Origin of the sequence: Pseudomonas sp. P4795 (genome assembly GCF_048822895.1) — a bacterium.
Taxonomy (GTDB): domain Bacteria; phylum Pseudomonadota; class Gammaproteobacteria; order Pseudomonadales; family Pseudomonadaceae; genus Aquipseudomonas.
In genome coordinates this window covers 52,053-67,763 of record NZ_JBMFBT010000004.1, presented here as the reverse complement: position 1 = coordinate 67,763, position 15,711 = coordinate 52,053, and the positions used below count along the sequence as shown (strand labels likewise).

Here is a 15,711-nt window from a genome sequence, read left to right as displayed (position 1 = left end):
CTATCGCAATGGCCGGGAATTATACGCTCGCCGATGGGACAGGGATGGCAGTGACTCGCCAGTCATCGCCAACCGCGCGGATTTCAGTGATTTTCAGCTCGGGTGCATCCTTCATATAGGCCAGCGGCCAGTCCAGCAACGGACGCGCCGAGGAGCCGAGGAACTTGCCAGCGATGAAGATCACGAACTCATCGACCAGACCCGACTGCGCAAACGCGCCAGCCAGTCGTGGGCCGGCCTCGACCAGCACTTCGTTGGTGCCACGGTTGGCCAGTTCTTTGAGCAATTGATGCAGATCGACCTGACCGTCCTCGCCCGGCACGATCAGGCATTCCGGGCCGTGGGCGTACTGTTCTTCAACCGCCACGCAAGTCGCGACCAGCGCCGGGCCGGCCTTGAAAAACGCTGCATCCAGCGGCACTCGCAAGCGTCCGTCGATCAGCACCCGCAGCGGCGGCCGGCTCATGGCCAGCGCGGTTTGCCCGGCATCCAGGCTCAACTCGTCGGCGCGCACGGTCAGACGTGCGCCATCCGCCAACACCGTGTCGGCGCCGGTCAGCACCACGCTGGCCTGCGCGCGCAGACGCTGCACCGCCGAACGTGCGGCCGGGCCGGTGATCCACTGGCTCTCGCCACTTTCCATCGCCGTGCGCCCGTCGAGGCTCATAGCCAGTTTGACCCGCACGAACGGCAAGCCGTGTTCCATGCGTTTCAGAAAACCTTCGTTCAACTTGCGCGCTTCGCCTTCCAGCACACCACTTTCAGAGGCAATGCCAGCATCGGCCAGGCGTTGCAGACCACGGCCGGCCACTTGCGGGTTTGGATCGCGCATTGCCGCGACGACTCGACCGACGCCGGCAGTCACCAAAGCATCGGCGCACGGCGGGGTGCGGCCATGGTGGCTGCAAGGTTCGAGGGTGACGTAGGCGGTGGCGCCCCGGGCCAAATCACCGGCGGCGCGCAGGGCGTGGACTTCGGCGTGAGGTTCGCCAGCGCGTTCGTGCCAGCCTTCGCCGACAATCTGCCCGTCCCGCACGATCACACAGCCAACCCTTGGATTGGGATGCGTCGTGTAATGGCCCTTGCGCGCCAGTTCCAGCGCACGCGCCATGAAGTGCGCGTCGAGGATGGCCTGCTCGGCGGCGGTGGTCATTCTTTCACCGGTTCGCGGGCCAGACGGTCGATCTCTTCGCGGAACTCGTTGAGATCCTGGAAGCGTTTGTACACCGAAGCGAAACGAATGTAGGCCACTTCATCAAGCTTTTGCAGCTCGGCCATCACCAGTTCGCCGACCACGAGGGATTTGACCTCGCGTTCGCCGGTGGCGCGCAGCTTGTGCTTGATGTGCACCAGAGAGGATTCGAGGCGCTCGACGCTCACCGGACGTTTCTCCAGCGCGCGTTGCATGCCGGCGCGGAGTTTTTCTTCGTCGAACGGCTGGCGGCTGCCATCGGTTTTGATCAGGCGCGGCAACACCAGTTCGGCGGTCTCGAATGTCGTGAAACGTTCGCCGCAGGCCAGGCATTCACGCCGGCGGCGCACCTGTTCGCCCTCGGCGACCAGACGCGAGTCGATGACCTTGGTGTCGTTGGCACCGCAGAAGGGACAGTGCATGGTGGCTGGCAACAAAAAAAGGGAGGGCCATGGTAGCGCATCCCGGTCGCAAGACAAGCCATAGGCTTTGCGGTATACAGACTGCCATGATCATTTGATCCATGGATTTCATTTCCCGGAGCCGCCAATGTCGTTACGTCCGCTCGTTTTGCTCAGTCTTTTCAGTCTGCTGGTGGCCTGCAGCAGCGATGCGCCCAAGCCGCAGCCACCGACTCCCGGCCCGGCGCCGCAACAAGCGCAGAAAAAAGCCAGGGAAGCCGCCCAGCTCGGCCCGCTGCCGGCCTATCAACGTGAACTGAGCGGCACCCTGCAAGGCGTGCCGGCCGGTGCTGAGGTCGAACTGGCGTTGCTGGTGATCGACGCGAAGGATCGCCCGCAGCAGTTGCTGGCCAGTTCTTCTCTGATCGGCAACAACCAGATCCTGCCGTTTCACGTGCGCTTCAATCCGGACGCTTTCCCGGTCGGTGCACGGGTTGAACTGCGTGGCCGCGCGACTCAGTCCGGGCAGTTGATTCTGCATCTGCCATCGCAAACCATAACCCAGCCGACCACTCAGGCCTTGGGCCAACTGCAATTCGTCAAAGCGCCATGAATGCACCGTTTGACCTGCAACAGGCCTTGAGTGAATTGCTCGGTGACGCGCGGCTGGTGGCCTGCCCTTTGCCGGGTACCGACTTGAAACTGTGGCTGATCGACGGCGACAACATGGCGCGCGAATTCAGCCAGGAAGAAACCCGGCTGATTCTGCATGAACCGCCGTACTGGAGTTTCTGCTGGGCCAGCGGTCTGGCGGTGGCGCGCTATTTAAATGAATTCCCCGAGTGGGTTCGCGGCAAACGCGTGCTGGATTTTGGCGCGGGTTCCGGCGTCGCCGGGATTGCAGCGCTCAAGGCTGGTGCGCTGGAAGTGGTGGCCTGCGACCTTGATCCACTGGCGCTGGCCGCGTGCCGGGCGAATGCCGAATTGAATGACGTTGAACTCAGCTATTCAACCGACTTCTTCGCCGAAGACGACCGCTTCGATCTGATCCTGGTGGCCGACGTTTTATACGACCGGGCGAATCTGCCGCTGCTGGACGCATTCCTCAGCCGAGGCCGTGAAGCGCTGGTCGCCGATTCGCGGGTGCGCGATTTCAGTCACCCGCAGTACCGACGGATCGAAATGCTCGAAGCCATGACCTTGCCGGATCTGGCCGAGCCGGAAGAGTTTCGCCACGTCAGCCTCTACCACGCGGCCCGCGCCTGACCGTATAGTTGCCCCATTCACGCTTTTACGAGATACCCCATGAGTCAGCAAACGCCGTACATTTTCGACGCCACCACGGCCGACTTCGACCAATTGGTGATCGAGGCTTCTTTTCATAAACCGGTGCTGGTGGATTTCTGGGCCGAATGGTGTGCACCGTGCAAGGCGCTGATGCCGATGCTGCAAACCATCGCCGAGAGCTATCAGGGCGAACTGCTGCTGGCCAAGGTCGATTGCGAAGCCGAGCAGGACATCGTCGCGCGCTTTGGCATCCGCAGCCTGCCGACCGTGGTGCTGTTCAAGGATGGTCAACCGGTGGACGGTTTTGCCGGTGCGCAGCCGGAATCCGCAGTGCGTGCGCTGCTTGAACCACACGTGCAGATGCCGCCACCGGCCGCAGCCGATCCGTTCGAACAGGCACAAGCATTGTTTGACGAAGGGCGTTTTGCCGATGCCGAAGCCGCGCTGGTGGTGATGCTCGGCGAAGACAACACCAACGCCAAGGCGCTGATCTTGTATGCACGCTGCCTGACCGAACGCGGTGAACTGGGCGAAGCGCAAACCGTGCTCGACGCGGTCAAGAGCGACGAGCACAAAGCTGCACTGGCCGGTGCCAAGGCGCAGATCCAATTCCTCGGCCTGGCCCGCGACCTGCCGGACGCCGCCGACCTGAAAAGCCGTCTGGCGCAAAACCCGCAGGACGATGAAGCGGTGTATCAACTGGCGATCCAGCAACTGGCCCGCCAGCAATACGACGCGGCACTGGACGCGCTGCTCAAGCTATTCGTGCGCAATCGCAGCTACGGCGAAGGCCTGCCGCACAAGACCTTGCTGCAAGTGTTCGAACTGCTGGGCAACGACCACCCGCTGGTCAACACCTACCGCCGCAAGATGTTTGCTGCTCTCTATTGAGCCGTCACTCGATCCAGCTATAGAGCGGCGTATCCCCGCCGCTCACCACTTTCACATCCGAACTGTGCCGCAGCCGCACCAGCAGACGTTTGCCCGACGCCGCGCTGCCGGTCAGTCCTTCAAGCTGCTCAAGCAGATCCGGCCCACTGAGCTGCCCTGCCTTGCGCAGCAAATCCCGCGCGATCTGCCATAAGGCATCGTCCTGATTCACCGGTTTGGCCGCCGGCACCGCCGCTGCAACCATGTCCGATTGCGCAGTCTGCACCTGTGCACCGAACTGCGCTCCGAGCCGCGCCCAATCGGCTTCATCCAACTCCAGCGTCAAATCCACCGGCAAGTCGCCGACGGTTCCGCGTATCCGCAACATGAGCTTCGCTCCCGCATTTATCTGACCCGCATGCTCCCATGGGACTTGTGCAACGCCAAGCGCACGGGCATCACCGCATCTGGTATTTATCGTTCAATCATCTACATTGTTCTTTTTTCAATGGGAAGGATGCCCATGTCTTCAGGACGAAAACTTGCTTCAAAGGGAGGCTATTTGGCCTGCGGTTGCCTGAAGTCGCTATGAGTCGACGCTTTTGGAAACTTCTGATCGTTCCCCTCCTGCTGATTGTGGCATGGCGATTTTGGTCGCCCACCAACCTTTCAGCCTGTACCTATAAAGACATAGCGCCGGGTCCGCTGACCGCCGTGGTCCGCAATTACTTTGAGGGCAATAGCCGCATCGACTGGCGGGATATGGACGACCGTTTCGACATACTTTCTACTCCAGAAGGCCAAAAAATCGCTGGTCAACCAAAGCCGTACACCTGCGAAGCACTGCAGATACTAGAAAGCCCGGCGTTCAGTCAGAGTGAAAAAATCTTCACCACTGCGTTGATGTTCCAGTTGCCGATAGGCGAATACATGGCCTTCATGGATCGCACCCATCAACTCTATGCAGAGGGCAAAATAGATCAGGAGGTCATGAAAGTGGTGATACGTCCACGCGGAACAGCCATCAATTACTGGTGGCTGCCAGCATGGCGCCAGCGCTTCACTCGCGATGCCCCGAGCGTACTTGAGGCAAATCTGATCAAGTATGTGCTATCGGGCCATTACTGGTTCGACTATCCCGGCGCAGGCTTCTGACTCTACAAGCGTAATCTTCAATCTGCGCACCGCCCCGGAATCTGTCCCGGGCGGTGCTCAGTCATGTCTTGCGCAAAGCGGAGCGCACGGGCAAACTCTGCGGACTTTCGTTATAAGATTACATAACAAACCTTTCACTTTACTCCCCGGAGATTGCCATGCGTCGTCTGCTGCTCGCTTTGCCGTTTGCCCTGTTGCCGCTGGCCGTCGCCCAGGCTGCCGATGAGCACGATCATGATCACGAGCACGGCAGCCTCGGCGCGCACGAGCATGGCGTTGGTCGCCTGAACGCCGCGCTGGATGGTCAGACGCTGGAACTGGAGCTGGAAAGCCCGGCGATGAATCTGGTTGGCTTTGAACATGTGGCCACCAGCGACGCGGACAAGGCCAAGGTCGCCGCCGCCCGCGCGCAGTTGGAAAAACCATTGACGCTGTTCAGCCTGCCTTCCGCTGCCGGTTGCAAAGTGACCAGTCAGGAATTGGAAAGCCCGTTGTTCGGCGACAAGCCGGATGCCGACGAGCATGACCACGATGAAGCGGACAAGGATGGTCACGAGCACCATCACGACCACAGCGAAATCCACGCGCACTACCAATTCAGCTGCGCCGCTCCGGGTGCACTGAAAACGCTGGATCTGGCAAGCATCTTCAAGACCTTCCCGGCGACTCAGAAGATTCAGGTACAACTGATCAGCCCGAGCGGCCAGCAAGGCACGGAAGTCACGGCCAAATCCGCCGCCCTGAAATTCTGAGATCACGAATCGGCGCCATGACCCAAGCACTCATCGAACTCTCCGACCTCGGCTTCAACTGGCCCGGTCACCCGCCGCTGCTGGATATCCCGGCGTTTCGTCTGGAGCCGGGTGAAACCCTGTTCCTCAAAGGCCCGAGCGGCAGCGGCAAGACCACCTTGCTCGGCCTGCTCGGCGGGGTGCAGAAGCCTGGTCGCGGCAGCATTCGCCTGCTCGGCCAGGAATTGACTGAACTTGGCGCCGGCGCGCGTGATCGTTTTCGCGTTGATCACACCGGCTACATTTTCCAGCAGTTCAACCTGCTGCCGTTTCTCTCGGTACGCGAGAACGTCGAGCTGCCGTGTCACTTCTCCAAGCTGCGTGCCGAGCGCGCGAAACAGCGCCACGGCAGTGTCGATCAGGCTGCGGCCACCCTGCTGGCGCACTTGGGTCTGAAAGATGAAAGCATTCTCGGGCGGCGCGCGGATTCGCTGTCCATCGGTCAGCAACAAAGGGTCGCCGCCGCCCGAGCCTTGATCGGCCAACCAGAGCTGGTAATCGCCGACGAACCGACTTCGGCGCTGGATTACGACGCGCGGGAAAACTTCATTCGGCTGTTGTTCGCCGAATGTCGCGAGGCCGGATCGAGCCTGTTGTTCGTCAGCCACGACCAGAGCCTCGCGCCGCTGTTCGATCGTCACCTGTCCCTGGCCGAGCTCAATCGCGCCGCCACGTCTGCCGAGGTCTGAGATGTATCTGTTCCGTCTGGCCATGGCCAGTCTCGCCAACCGGCGCTTCACCGCGTTACTCACTGCCTTCGCGATTGCCCTTTCCGTGTGCCTGCTGCTGGCAGTGGAGCGAGTGCGCACCGAGGCCAAAGCCAGTTTCGCCAGCACCATCAGCGGCACCGACCTGATCGTCGGCGCCCGTTCGGGGTCGGTGAATCTGCTGCTGTATTCGGTGTTCCGCATCGGCAACGCCACCAACAATATCCGCTGGGACAGCTTCGAACACTTCGCCAACAACCCGAAAGTGAAGTGGGCGATTCCGATGTCGCTCGGCGATTCGCATCGCGGCTATCGGGTGATGGGCACCACCGAAGCCTACTTCGAACACTACCAGTACGGTCGCCAGCAACATCTGGCGCTGGCTGACGGCCGCGCATTTGCCACCGATCCGTTCGAAGTAGTGCTCGGCGCCGAAGTCGCCGAAGCGCTGCACTACAAGCTCGGCGATCAATTGGTGCTGGCCCACGGCGTGGCGGCGATCAGTCTGGTCAAGCACGACGACAAACCGTTCACCGTGGTCGGTATTCTCAAGCGCACCGGCACCCCGGTGGACCGCACGCTGCACATCAGCCTCGGCGGCATGGAGGCGATTCACATCGACTGGCACAACGGCGTGCCGGCGCGCGGCAACGGACGGATCAGCGCCGATCAGGCACGCAACATGGACCTGACGCCGCAAGCGATCACCGCGTTCATGCTCGGCCTCAACAGCAAGATTTCCACCTTTGCGCTGCAACGCGAGATCAATGAATTCCGAGGCGAACCGATGCTGGCGATTCTGCCGGGCGTGGCCTTGCAGGAATTGTGGAGCCTGATGAGCACCGCTGAAAAAGCTTTGTTCGTGATTTCGCTGTTCGTGGTGCTGACCGGATTGATCGGCATGCTCACGGCGATTCTTACCAGTCTCAACGAGCGTCGGCGGGAGATGGCGATCCTGCGTTCGGTCGGTGCGCGACCTTGGCACATCGCAACGCTGCTGGTGCTCGAAGCCTTTGCGCTGGCGCTGACTGGCGTGATTGCCGGCGTCGCATTGCTCTACGTCGGCATCGCCGCAGCGCAGGGCTACGTGCAGGCCAATTACGGTTTGTATCTGCCGCTGGCCTGGCCGAGTGAGTATGAATGGACGCTGCTCGGTGGCATTCTGGGCGCTGCGCTGCTGATGGGCAGTGTGCCGGCCTGGCGCGCGTATCGCCAATCCTTGGCCGATGGCCTGTCGATCCGTTTATGAGGACGTTCACCATGCCCCGCGCTGTGCTTGCGCTATTACTGCTGGTCGCCCTGCCCGTGTGGGCAGCGGCGCCGAAAGACCTGACCTGGTCGGAAATGATCCCGCCCGACGCGGCGCCGGAAGTGCCGAACATGACGCCGCTGCACGACCTGTCGAAGATGAGCGATGCGCTGGCCGCCGAAGCCGCGCCCGCCGCCAAACAGGACATGCCCAACGCGCCAGTGGTGAAGAGCCTCGACGGCCAGAACATCCGTCTGCCGGGCTACATCGTGCCGCTGGAAGTCAGCGAGGAAGGCCGGACCACGGATTTCTTGCTGGTGCCGTATTTCGGCGCGTGCATTCATGTGCCGCCACCACCGTCGAACCAGATTGTGCATGTGAAAAGCGAAGTCGGCGTGAAACTGGATGAGCTGTATCAGCCGTACTGGGTCGAAGGCCCGATGCAGGTCAAGGCGTCGAGCAGTGAGCTGGCGGATGCCGGGTATCAGATGGAGGCGGACAAGATTTATGCGTATGAACTGCCGGAGTGAATCGGTTGGTTGTGCGTTGTTTTTCAGGGCCCCATCGCTGGCAAGCCAGCTCCCACAGGTTGCTGTGGCGGCCACAAAATTTATGACCGACCTCAATCCCTGTGGGAGCTGGCTTGCCAGCGATGAGGCCAGTAAAGGTTCCACAAAACCAAGAGCGATGACTGTTTCATTGAGCTGAGTCAAAAGACCGTATCAGATGGCTTCGTACCATAGGACATCAAACATTTTTAACGTCCTTTCGGAGCCCCCATGAACAAGTCCTTGCTCAGCGCCTCGCTGGTTGCCTTCGCGCTCGCAGCCCCGCTCGCCCACGCCCACGACGCCGGTGACATCATCGTTCGCGCCGGTGCGATCACCGTCAACCCGAAGGCCGACAGCTCCAGCGTCAAGGTCGATCAGGGTCCGTTGAGCGGCGCCAATCTGGGCGGCAAGGCGACCATGAGCAGCGACACGCAGCTGGGTCTGAACTTCGCGTACATGCTGACCAACAACATCGGTATCGAACTGCTCGCGGCCTCGCCGTTCGAGCATGACGTGAAGCTCAAAGGCACCGCCCTCGGCGCGGCCAACGGCAAACTCGGCACCCTGAAACACCTGCCGCCGACCCTCAGCGTCGTCTACTACCCGCTGGATCCGAAATCGGCGTTCCAGCCGTATGTCGGCGGCGGCATCAACTACACCTGGATCTACGACGAGCACGTCGGCAGCCAGGCCCAGTCCAACGGCTTCAGCAACTTCAAGGCGAAAAACTCCTGGGGTCTGGCTTGGCAGGTCGGCGCTGATTACATGATCACCGACAAAATCATGCTCAACGCTCAGGTGCGTTACATCGACATCGATACCCGCGCCACCGTCGAGAACAACGCCGTCGCACCGGGCACTCGCGCACGGGTGAATGTGGATGTTGATCCGTTCATCTACATGGTGGGTCTGGGCTACAAGTTCTAAGAACGTTCACGTGGTGGTGGATGAGGCTTGGTGGTGGGCAGACTTGAAACTGAAGGCGACTGCGGTGCAGTCGATCGGGGATAAATCCCCTCGCCACAGGGATAGCGATAAATTCCGGCCGTGAAAAAGGCGCCTGTCAAAAGGCGCCTTTTTCATGTCCGCGATACGCTCAGCGACCGAGCAAGCGCGCCAGCCCGACACTCATCGGCGTCGGCTGCGGACACCTAAACCGCTCAAGCAACCGACGGTTATTCGCCCGCGAATGGCGTATATCCCCCGAGCGCGCCGGGCCGTAGCTGATCGGCGGCAACTCACCCACCACCGCCTCCAGCGCCGCCAGCATCTGCTTGAGGTTGGTCGCCTGATTCCAGCCGACATTCACCGCGCCGACTTCCACTTCAGGCTTCTCGATCGCCTGCACCAGCACATCCACCAGATCTTCCACATAGAGAAAATCGCGGGTCTGCTCGCCATCACCAAACACGGTGATCGGCAGGCCATTGGCCGCGCGCTCGCTGAAGATGCTGATCACCCCGGAGTACGGCGAGGACGGATCCTGGCGCGGGCCGAAGATGTTGAAGAAGCGGAAAATCACCGGTTCCAGGTTGTGCTGGCGGCGATAGAAATCAAAGTAGTGCTCACCGGCCAGTTTGTCCGAGGCATACGGCGTCAACGGCGCTTTCGGCGTGTCTTCATCAATCGACTCACCCTCACCATTGTTGCCGTACACCGCCGCGCTGGAGGCGTACAGCACACGTTTGACGCCAGCCTGACGCATGGCTTCGCACACGTTCAGCGTGCCGATGAAATTGCTCTGGTGAGTTTTCACCGGATCATCCACCGAGGCCTGCACCGAGGCGACGGCTGCCAGATGCGCAACCGCGCTGCAACCCTGCATCGCCTGCGCAACCAGCGCTGCATCGGCGACATCGCCAACGATCAGTTCGACCTTGGGATTGTCCAGCGGCAGATTGCTGCGCTTACCGGTCGACAGATCATCGAGGATGCGCACCGAGTGGCCGCTGGCGAGCAACGCGTCGGTCAGGTGCGAGCCGATGAAACCGGCGCCGCCGGTGATTAGAACGGGGCCGTCAGCCATGGCGATAAAACCTATCCAGTAAGCCCGGGAGCGCGGCGCGCCAGGCGCGCGGCTTGATCCCGAAAGTGTGCAGAATTTTCTTGCAGGCGAGCACCGCGTGTTGCGGCTCTTCGGCGGCGTCCGGACGTGCGGCATGCGCCTGCGCGGTCGGCGCCTCAATGGCCAACGGATGCAGGCCGCGCGCTTCGGTGAGGATCGCCTGACCCAGCGCCAGCGGCGTGGTCGCCTCATGACCCGCGTAGTGGTAAGTGCCCCACAGCGGCGCGGCGCAATCGAGTTGTTTGAGCACCGAGATGATCACGCGAGCGGCATCATCGACCGGGGTCGGATTACCTCGACGGTCATCGGCCAGCAGCAATTCGTCCGGTTGTTCGGCGCGGGCGAGGAACCGTCCAAGAGTGCCGTCGGCGCTGTCGTCGAGCAGCCAGCCGAAACGCAACAGCACATGCTGCGGACAGGTTGCGCGCACGCTTTGCTCGATGCGCCACAAGGCCTGACCACGCAAACCCAGCGGCACTGGCTCATCTTTTTCGCTGTAAGCGGTCGCACGCGAGCCGTCGAACACCCGATAACTGGACGGCTGCACCAGCACGATGTTGTGGTGCTGGCACAATTCGGCCAGACGCTCGATCGCGTGCTCCTGTGCGGACAGTCGGGTTTCGCTGACCGTCTCGGCCTGGAACCAGTCGAAATAATAGGCGAGGTTGATCAACGCATCGGGACGGGTGTCGTCGAGCAGTTGCGTCAGGCTCGCGGCATCCCAGCCGTCTTCTGGTGGGCGGGGGGCGAGGAAACCGATGTCTTCCTCCGCGCCGAGGCGAATCAGCGCTTGCCCAAGGGCATTTCCGCCGCCCAGTAACATAAGGCGCATTCGCATAAAGTCAGCAGGCCCAGTCTGATTGGAACGATGGCTTTGGCGACGGCACTTGTGGCGCCGTCGTCGATAATTGCCGGAATCGTTGCATTTTGCGGGTTTAGTGCGCAACCGTCATCCGTAAAGTGTTGATTGCCGGGATTTGTGCCGTGGCTACTGGCCTCATCGCTGGCAAGCCAGCTCCCACAGGAATCGCGGTGTACACAAGACCTGTGGGAGCTGGCTTGCCAGCGATGAGGCCCTGACAGGCAGACTAGATCCTGAGTGGTACTTGCAACTTCCAACAGCCACCCGCATAACTGAATCCATGAATCTGCCCCTCCCCGCCAATAGCGCGCTGGCAGGCTTCCACCCCGCCGTCAGCGCCTGGTTCAGCAGCACATTCCCGTCGGTCACCGCCGCCCAGGCCCGTGCATGGCCGTTGATCCGCCAGCGCCGTTCGACGCTGATCGCTGCGCCCACGGGCTCCGGCAAAACCCTGACCGCGTTCCTCGCCGTGCTTGATGACCTTGTGCACCGTGGGCTGGAAAATCCCGAGGGCCTGCCGGACGAAACCCTGGTGGTGTACATCTCGCCACTCAAGGCACTGTCGAACGACATCCGCATCAACCTGCAAAACCCGCTGGCCGGTATCACTGAACAACTGCAGCGGATGAATTTGCCGCCCGTGCATATCAGTACCGCCGTGCGCACCGGCGACACCCCGCAAAAAGATCGCGCCGCCATGCGCAAAACCGCGCCGCACATTCTGGTCACCACGCCGGAATCGCTGTATGTGCTACTCGGCTCGGACTCCGGGCGCAAGATGCTCGGCAGCACGCGCACGGTGATCGTCGACGAAATCCATGCCATCGCCGCCGGCAAACGCGGCAGTCACCTGGCGCTGAGCCTCGAACGCCTGCAAGCGTTGTGTGCCGAACCGCTGACGCGCATCGGCCTCTCGGCCACGCAAAAACCCATCGACGCGGTAGCGCGGTTTCTCGTCGGCCATCAGCGGCCCTGCGAAATCATCGACATCGGCCACGCCCGTCCACGGGATCTGGGCATCGAAGTGCCGCCAGTGCCGTTGTCGGCGGTGATGTCGCATGACATCTGGGAACTGGTCTATGACCGCCTCGCCACGCTCGCCCGAGAACACCGCACCACGCTGATTTTCGTCAACACCCGGCGCCTCGCCGAACGCCTGAGCCGGCACTTGAGCGAACGCCTTGGCAAACACGCCGTGGCCGCGCACCACGGAAGTCTGGCCAAGGAGTTTCGCCTCGACGCCGAACAACGCCTCAAGCGCGGCGAGCTGCAAGTGCTGATCGCCACCGCGTCGCTGGAACTGGGCATCGATATCGGCGAAGTGGATCTGGTTTGCCAAATCGCCTCGCCGCGTTCGATTGCCGGTTTTCTTCAGCGCGTCGGCCGCTCCGGGCACCAGGTTGGCGGTACGCCGAAGGGCCGTCTGTTCGCCACCAGCCGCGACGACCTGATCGAATGCGCCGCGCTGCTCGACTGTGTGCGCCGGGGCGAACTCGACACCCTGCACATTCCCCAAGCGCCGCTGGATGTATTGGCGCAGCAGATCATCGCCGAAGTCAGTTGTCAGGAATGGGCCGAGGACGATTTGCTCGCGCTGTTCCGCCGGGCCGAGCCTTACGCGCAGCTCGACGAAAAACACTATCAGGCGCTGCTGACGATGCTCGCCGAAGGCTACAACGGCCGCCAAGGGATTCGCAGCGCCTACCTGCATCGCGACGCGGTCAACCGCACCCTGCGCGGCCGACGCGGATCACGGCTGACGGCAGTCACCAGCGGCGGCACGATTCCGGACAACGCCGATTACAGCGTGCTGCTCGAACCGCAAGGGCTGAACATCGGCAGCGTCAACGAAGACTTCGCCGTCGAGAGCATTGCCGGTGACATTTTTCAGCTCGGCAACACCTCCTACCGGATCCTGCGGGTCGAGTCGGGCAAGGTGCGGGTCGAAGATGCGCACGGGCAGTCGCCGACCATTCCATTCTGGCTCGGCGAAGCACCGGGCCGCACCGCCGAACTGTCCAGTGCCGTGGCACGCCTGCAAGCGCAGCTCGACCAGTTACTCAGCGCCACGCCGGGGGATCTGCAACCGGCCCTCGACTGGCTGACCAACACCCTGGGCCTGAACCGCGCCAGCGCCGAACAACTGGTGGATTATCTGGCCCGCGCACGCTCGACCCTCGGCGCATTGCCGTCGCAGGACACGTTGCTGATGGAGCGGTTTTTCGACGAGTCCGGCGGCACGCAGTTGGTCATCCATTCGCCGTTCGGCAGCCGCATCAACCGCGCCTGGGGCCTGGCACTGCGCAAGCGTTTTTGCCGCACCTTCAACTTCGAATTGCAGGCCGCTGCCAGTGAGGACGCCATTGTCTTGTCGCTGTCCACCAGCCACAGTTTCGAACTCGATGAAGTCTGGCGCTATGTGCACAGCAACAGCGCCGAGCATCTGCTGATTCAAGCCGTGCTGGAGGCGCCACTGTTCGGCGTGCGCTGGCGCTGGAATGCCGGGGTGGCGCTGGCACTGCCACGGTTCACTGGCGGGCGCAAAGTCGCGCCGCAGTTGCAACGGATGAAAAGCGAAGACCTGATCGCCGGGGTCTTTCCCGATCAGATTGCCTGCCTGGAAAACCTCGCCGGCGAGCGCGAAATTCCCGAGCATCCGCTGGTGGAACAAACGCTGAATGATTGCCTGCACGAGGCGCTGGACAGCGACGGCTGGCTCAATCTGTTGCGGCGCATGGAGCGCGGCGACGTGCGTTTGCTCAGCCGCGACCTGCCGGCGCCCTCGCCGCTCGCGGCGGAGATTCTCAACGCCAAGCCCTACGCGTTTCTCGACGATGCGCCGCTGGAGGAACGCCGCACCCAAGCGGTGATGAACCGGCGCTGGAGCGACCCCGAATCCACTGACGACCTCGGCGCGCTGGATGTCGATGCGATCAGCGCCGTGCGTGAAGAAGCCTGGCCGACCGCGCATAACCTCGATGAAATGCACGAAGCGCTGATGAGCCTCGCCTGCATCAGCGAAGCCGAAGTGCAGACCAACGAGCATTGGCACGACTGGCTGCAAGCGCTGGCCGAGAATGGCCGCGCCTGCCGCATGCAGATCGATCAGCAACACGTGCTGTGGCTGGCGCGCGAACGCCTGACCTTGCTGCAAGCACTTTATCCACAGGCGGTTTTGCAACCGGCGTTCGAAGCCCTACCCGGTTTCGACGAGGCGTGGACAGCTGCAGACGCGTTGGTCGAAGTCATCCGCGCGCGGCTCGGTGCTTTCGGCCCACTGCCGCTCGCGAACATCGCCGAACCGTTGGCGCTGTCCACTTCACAGATCACTCAAGCCTTGGCGCAACTGGAGCGTGAAGGTTATGTGCTGCGCGGTCAGTTCACGCCGGGCGTGACCGTCGAAGAATGGTGCGAACGGCACTTGCTGGCGCGAATTCATCGCTACACAGTCAAGCGTCTGCGCCGGGAAATCGAGCCGGTTGCCTTGCAGGATTTCATGCGTGTTCTGTTCGACTGGCAGCATTTGTCGCCCGCAACTCAGGGTCAGGGCAGCGCAGTGTTGCCGGCGATTGTCGGCCAGTTCGAAGGTTATCCGGCAGCGGCTTCGGCATGGGACAGCGATATCCTTCCGGCCAGGCTGAAAGACTATTCACCGAGCTGGCTGGATGATCTGTGCCGCAACGGCAAACTGGTGTGGACGCGCCTGAGTGCCCGACAAAAAATCAGCGGCACGGCGTTGCGTAGTACGCCGGTGGTGTTGCTGCCGCGCAGTCAGGTCGGCTTGTGGAGCGCGCTGGCGGAACAGACGCCAGTCAGCGAACTGTCGCTGAAAACGCAGAAGGTTTTCGAAGCGCTGAGTCAGCACGGCGCCTTGTTTTTCGATGAGCTGATTCACGAAGCGCACCTGCTGCGCGCCGAACTGGAAATCGCCTTGCAGGAACTGGTCGGCGCCGGCCTGGTAAACGCCGACAGCTTCGCCGGATTGCGCGCGCTGATCACCCCGGCGAGCAAGCGCCAGCAACGCAGCAGTCGCCGTGGGCGCGGGGCGTTTGTCGGCGGCATGGACGATGCCGGGCGTTGGGCGTTGTTGCGTCGTAGCCCCGCGCCCGCTGTGGACAAAATTCCAGCAGAAACACTGGAGCACATTGCGATGACCTTGCTGCGGCGCTATGGCGTGGTGTTCTGGCGCTTGCTCGAACGCGAAGCGGATTGGCTGCCGAGCTGGCGTGAATTGCTGCGCACCTTCCATCGACTGGAAGCACGCGGCGAGATTCGTGGCGGGCGGTTTGTCAGTGGTCTGGCGGGTGAACAGTTTGCGTTGCCGGAGGCGATTGCGCTGCTGCGCGAAGTGCGCCGGCGCGAGCATGACGGCGCGCTGATTGCGGTGTGCGGGGTGGATCCGCTGAACCTCGCCGGGACCCTGTTGCCCGGCGCAAAAGTGCCGGCGCTGGCGAGCAATCGACTGGTGTATCGCGACGGCTTGCCGGTTGCAGCGCTGATTGCCGGCAAGCCGCAGTTCTGGGTGGAGCTGGAGCAGTCGGCCATGGCCGATGTGCGCAACAAACTGATCCGGTATTAGAC

15 protein-coding genes are annotated in these 15,711 nt (G+C 62.1%); 10 read left to right on the top strand and 5 right to left on the bottom strand.

Annotated features, from left to right (window positions below):
• Positions 1–19: 19 nt before the first annotated feature.
• On the bottom strand, positions 20–1,153 hold the full coding sequence (ribD, locus tag ACOI8A_RS12390) for a bifunctional diaminohydroxyphosphoribosylaminopyrimidine deaminase/5-amino-6-(5-phosphoribosylamino)uracil reductase RibD (protein WP_420648579.1): 1,134 nt from the start codon (positions 1,151–1,153) through the stop codon (positions 20–22).
• Positions 1,150–1,614, bottom strand: coding sequence for a transcriptional regulator NrdR (gene nrdR / locus ACOI8A_RS12385; protein ID WP_007910946.1), 465 nt, complete (start codon positions 1,612–1,614; stop codon positions 1,150–1,152). Before nrdR ends, ribD begins: the two co-directional genes overlap by 4 nt.
• Before the next feature lie 127 nt (positions 1,615–1,741).
• Here nrdR and ACOI8A_RS12380 point away from each other — a divergent pair, with 127 nt between their 5' ends.
• The 3 genes from ACOI8A_RS12380 to trxA are packed head-to-tail and all read left to right on the top strand — an operon-like array spanning position 1,742 to position 3,771.
• A complete protein-coding gene (locus ACOI8A_RS12380; protein ID WP_420648580.1) occupies positions 1,742–2,206 on the top strand; it encodes a YbaY family lipoprotein in 465 nt (154 codons plus the stop codon).
• A complete protein-coding gene (locus ACOI8A_RS12375) occupies positions 2,203–2,859 on the top strand; it encodes a class I SAM-dependent methyltransferase (RefSeq protein ID WP_420648581.1) in 657 nt (218 codons plus the stop codon). The genes ACOI8A_RS12380 and ACOI8A_RS12375 overlap by 4 nt, the downstream gene beginning before the upstream one ends.
• Before the next feature lie 39 nt (positions 2,860–2,898).
• Positions 2,899–3,771, top strand: coding sequence for a thioredoxin (gene trxA, locus ACOI8A_RS12370; RefSeq protein ID WP_420648582.1), 873 nt, complete (start codon positions 2,899–2,901; stop codon positions 3,769–3,771).
• 4 nt (positions 3,772–3,775) lie between these two features.
• On the opposite strand, the gene ACOI8A_RS12365 is transcribed toward trxA, so the two are convergent.
• Positions 3,776–4,138 (bottom strand): hypothetical protein, encoded by a 363-nt coding sequence (locus ACOI8A_RS12365; RefSeq protein WP_420648583.1) that lies wholly within the window; start codon positions 4,136–4,138, stop codon positions 3,776–3,778.
• Positions 4,139–4,338: 200 nt separating this feature from the next.
• Here ACOI8A_RS12365 and ACOI8A_RS12360 point away from each other — a divergent pair, with 200 nt between their 5' ends.
• The 6 genes from ACOI8A_RS12360 (at position 4,339) to ACOI8A_RS12335 (ending at position 9,130) form a co-directional block, all read left to right on the top strand.
• A complete protein-coding gene (locus tag ACOI8A_RS12360; RefSeq protein WP_420648584.1) occupies positions 4,339–4,905 on the top strand; it encodes a hypothetical protein in 567 nt (188 codons plus the stop codon).
• A gap of 158 nt (positions 4,906–5,063) precedes the next feature.
• Positions 5,064–5,657 carry a DUF2796 domain-containing protein gene (locus ACOI8A_RS12355; protein WP_420648585.1) on the top strand — a complete coding sequence of 198 codons (594 nt, stop codon included), beginning with the start codon at positions 5,064–5,066 and terminating at the stop codon, positions 5,655–5,657.
• 17 nt (positions 5,658–5,674) lie between these two features.
• A complete protein-coding gene (locus ACOI8A_RS12350) occupies positions 5,675–6,385 on the top strand; it encodes an ABC transporter ATP-binding protein (RefSeq protein ID WP_007966120.1) in 711 nt (236 codons plus the stop codon).
• 1 nt (position 6,386) lies between these two features.
• Positions 6,387–7,652, top strand: a complete 1,266-nt coding sequence (locus ACOI8A_RS12345; protein ID WP_420648586.1) for an ABC transporter permease — start codon at positions 6,387–6,389, stop codon at positions 7,650–7,652.
• An 11-nt stretch (positions 7,653–7,663) separates the two neighbouring features.
• Complete coding sequence (locus ACOI8A_RS12340; protein WP_420648587.1) at positions 7,664–8,182, top strand: DUF3299 domain-containing protein; 519 nt, start codon at positions 7,664–7,666, stop codon at positions 8,180–8,182.
• Between the two features lie 249 nt (positions 8,183–8,431).
• Entirely contained in the window at positions 8,432–9,130 is a 699-nt protein-coding gene (locus ACOI8A_RS12335; RefSeq protein ID WP_420651355.1) for an OmpW/AlkL family protein, read from the top strand.
• Positions 9,131–9,299: 169 nt separating this feature from the next.
• On the opposite strand, the gene ACOI8A_RS12330 is transcribed toward ACOI8A_RS12335, so the two are convergent.
• Both ACOI8A_RS12330 and ACOI8A_RS12325 read right to left on the bottom strand, forming a co-directional pair.
• Positions 9,300–10,229, bottom strand: a complete 930-nt coding sequence (locus tag ACOI8A_RS12330; RefSeq protein WP_420648589.1) for an NAD-dependent epimerase/dehydratase family protein — start codon at positions 10,227–10,229, stop codon at positions 9,300–9,302.
• Positions 10,222–11,106: a sugar nucleotide-binding protein gene (locus ACOI8A_RS12325; RefSeq protein ID WP_420648590.1), complete on the bottom strand. Its 885-nt coding sequence runs from the start codon at positions 11,104–11,106 to the stop codon at positions 10,222–10,224. Before ACOI8A_RS12325 ends, ACOI8A_RS12330 begins: the two co-directional genes overlap by 8 nt.
• Positions 11,107–11,410: 304 nt before the next feature.
• Between ACOI8A_RS12325 and ACOI8A_RS12320 the strand changes: the two genes are divergently transcribed.
• Positions 11,411–15,709 carry a DEAD/DEAH box helicase gene (locus tag ACOI8A_RS12320; protein ID WP_420648591.1) on the top strand — a complete coding sequence of 1,433 codons (4,299 nt, stop codon included), beginning with the start codon at positions 11,411–11,413 and terminating at the stop codon, positions 15,707–15,709.
• Positions 15,710–15,711 lie beyond the last annotated feature (2 nt).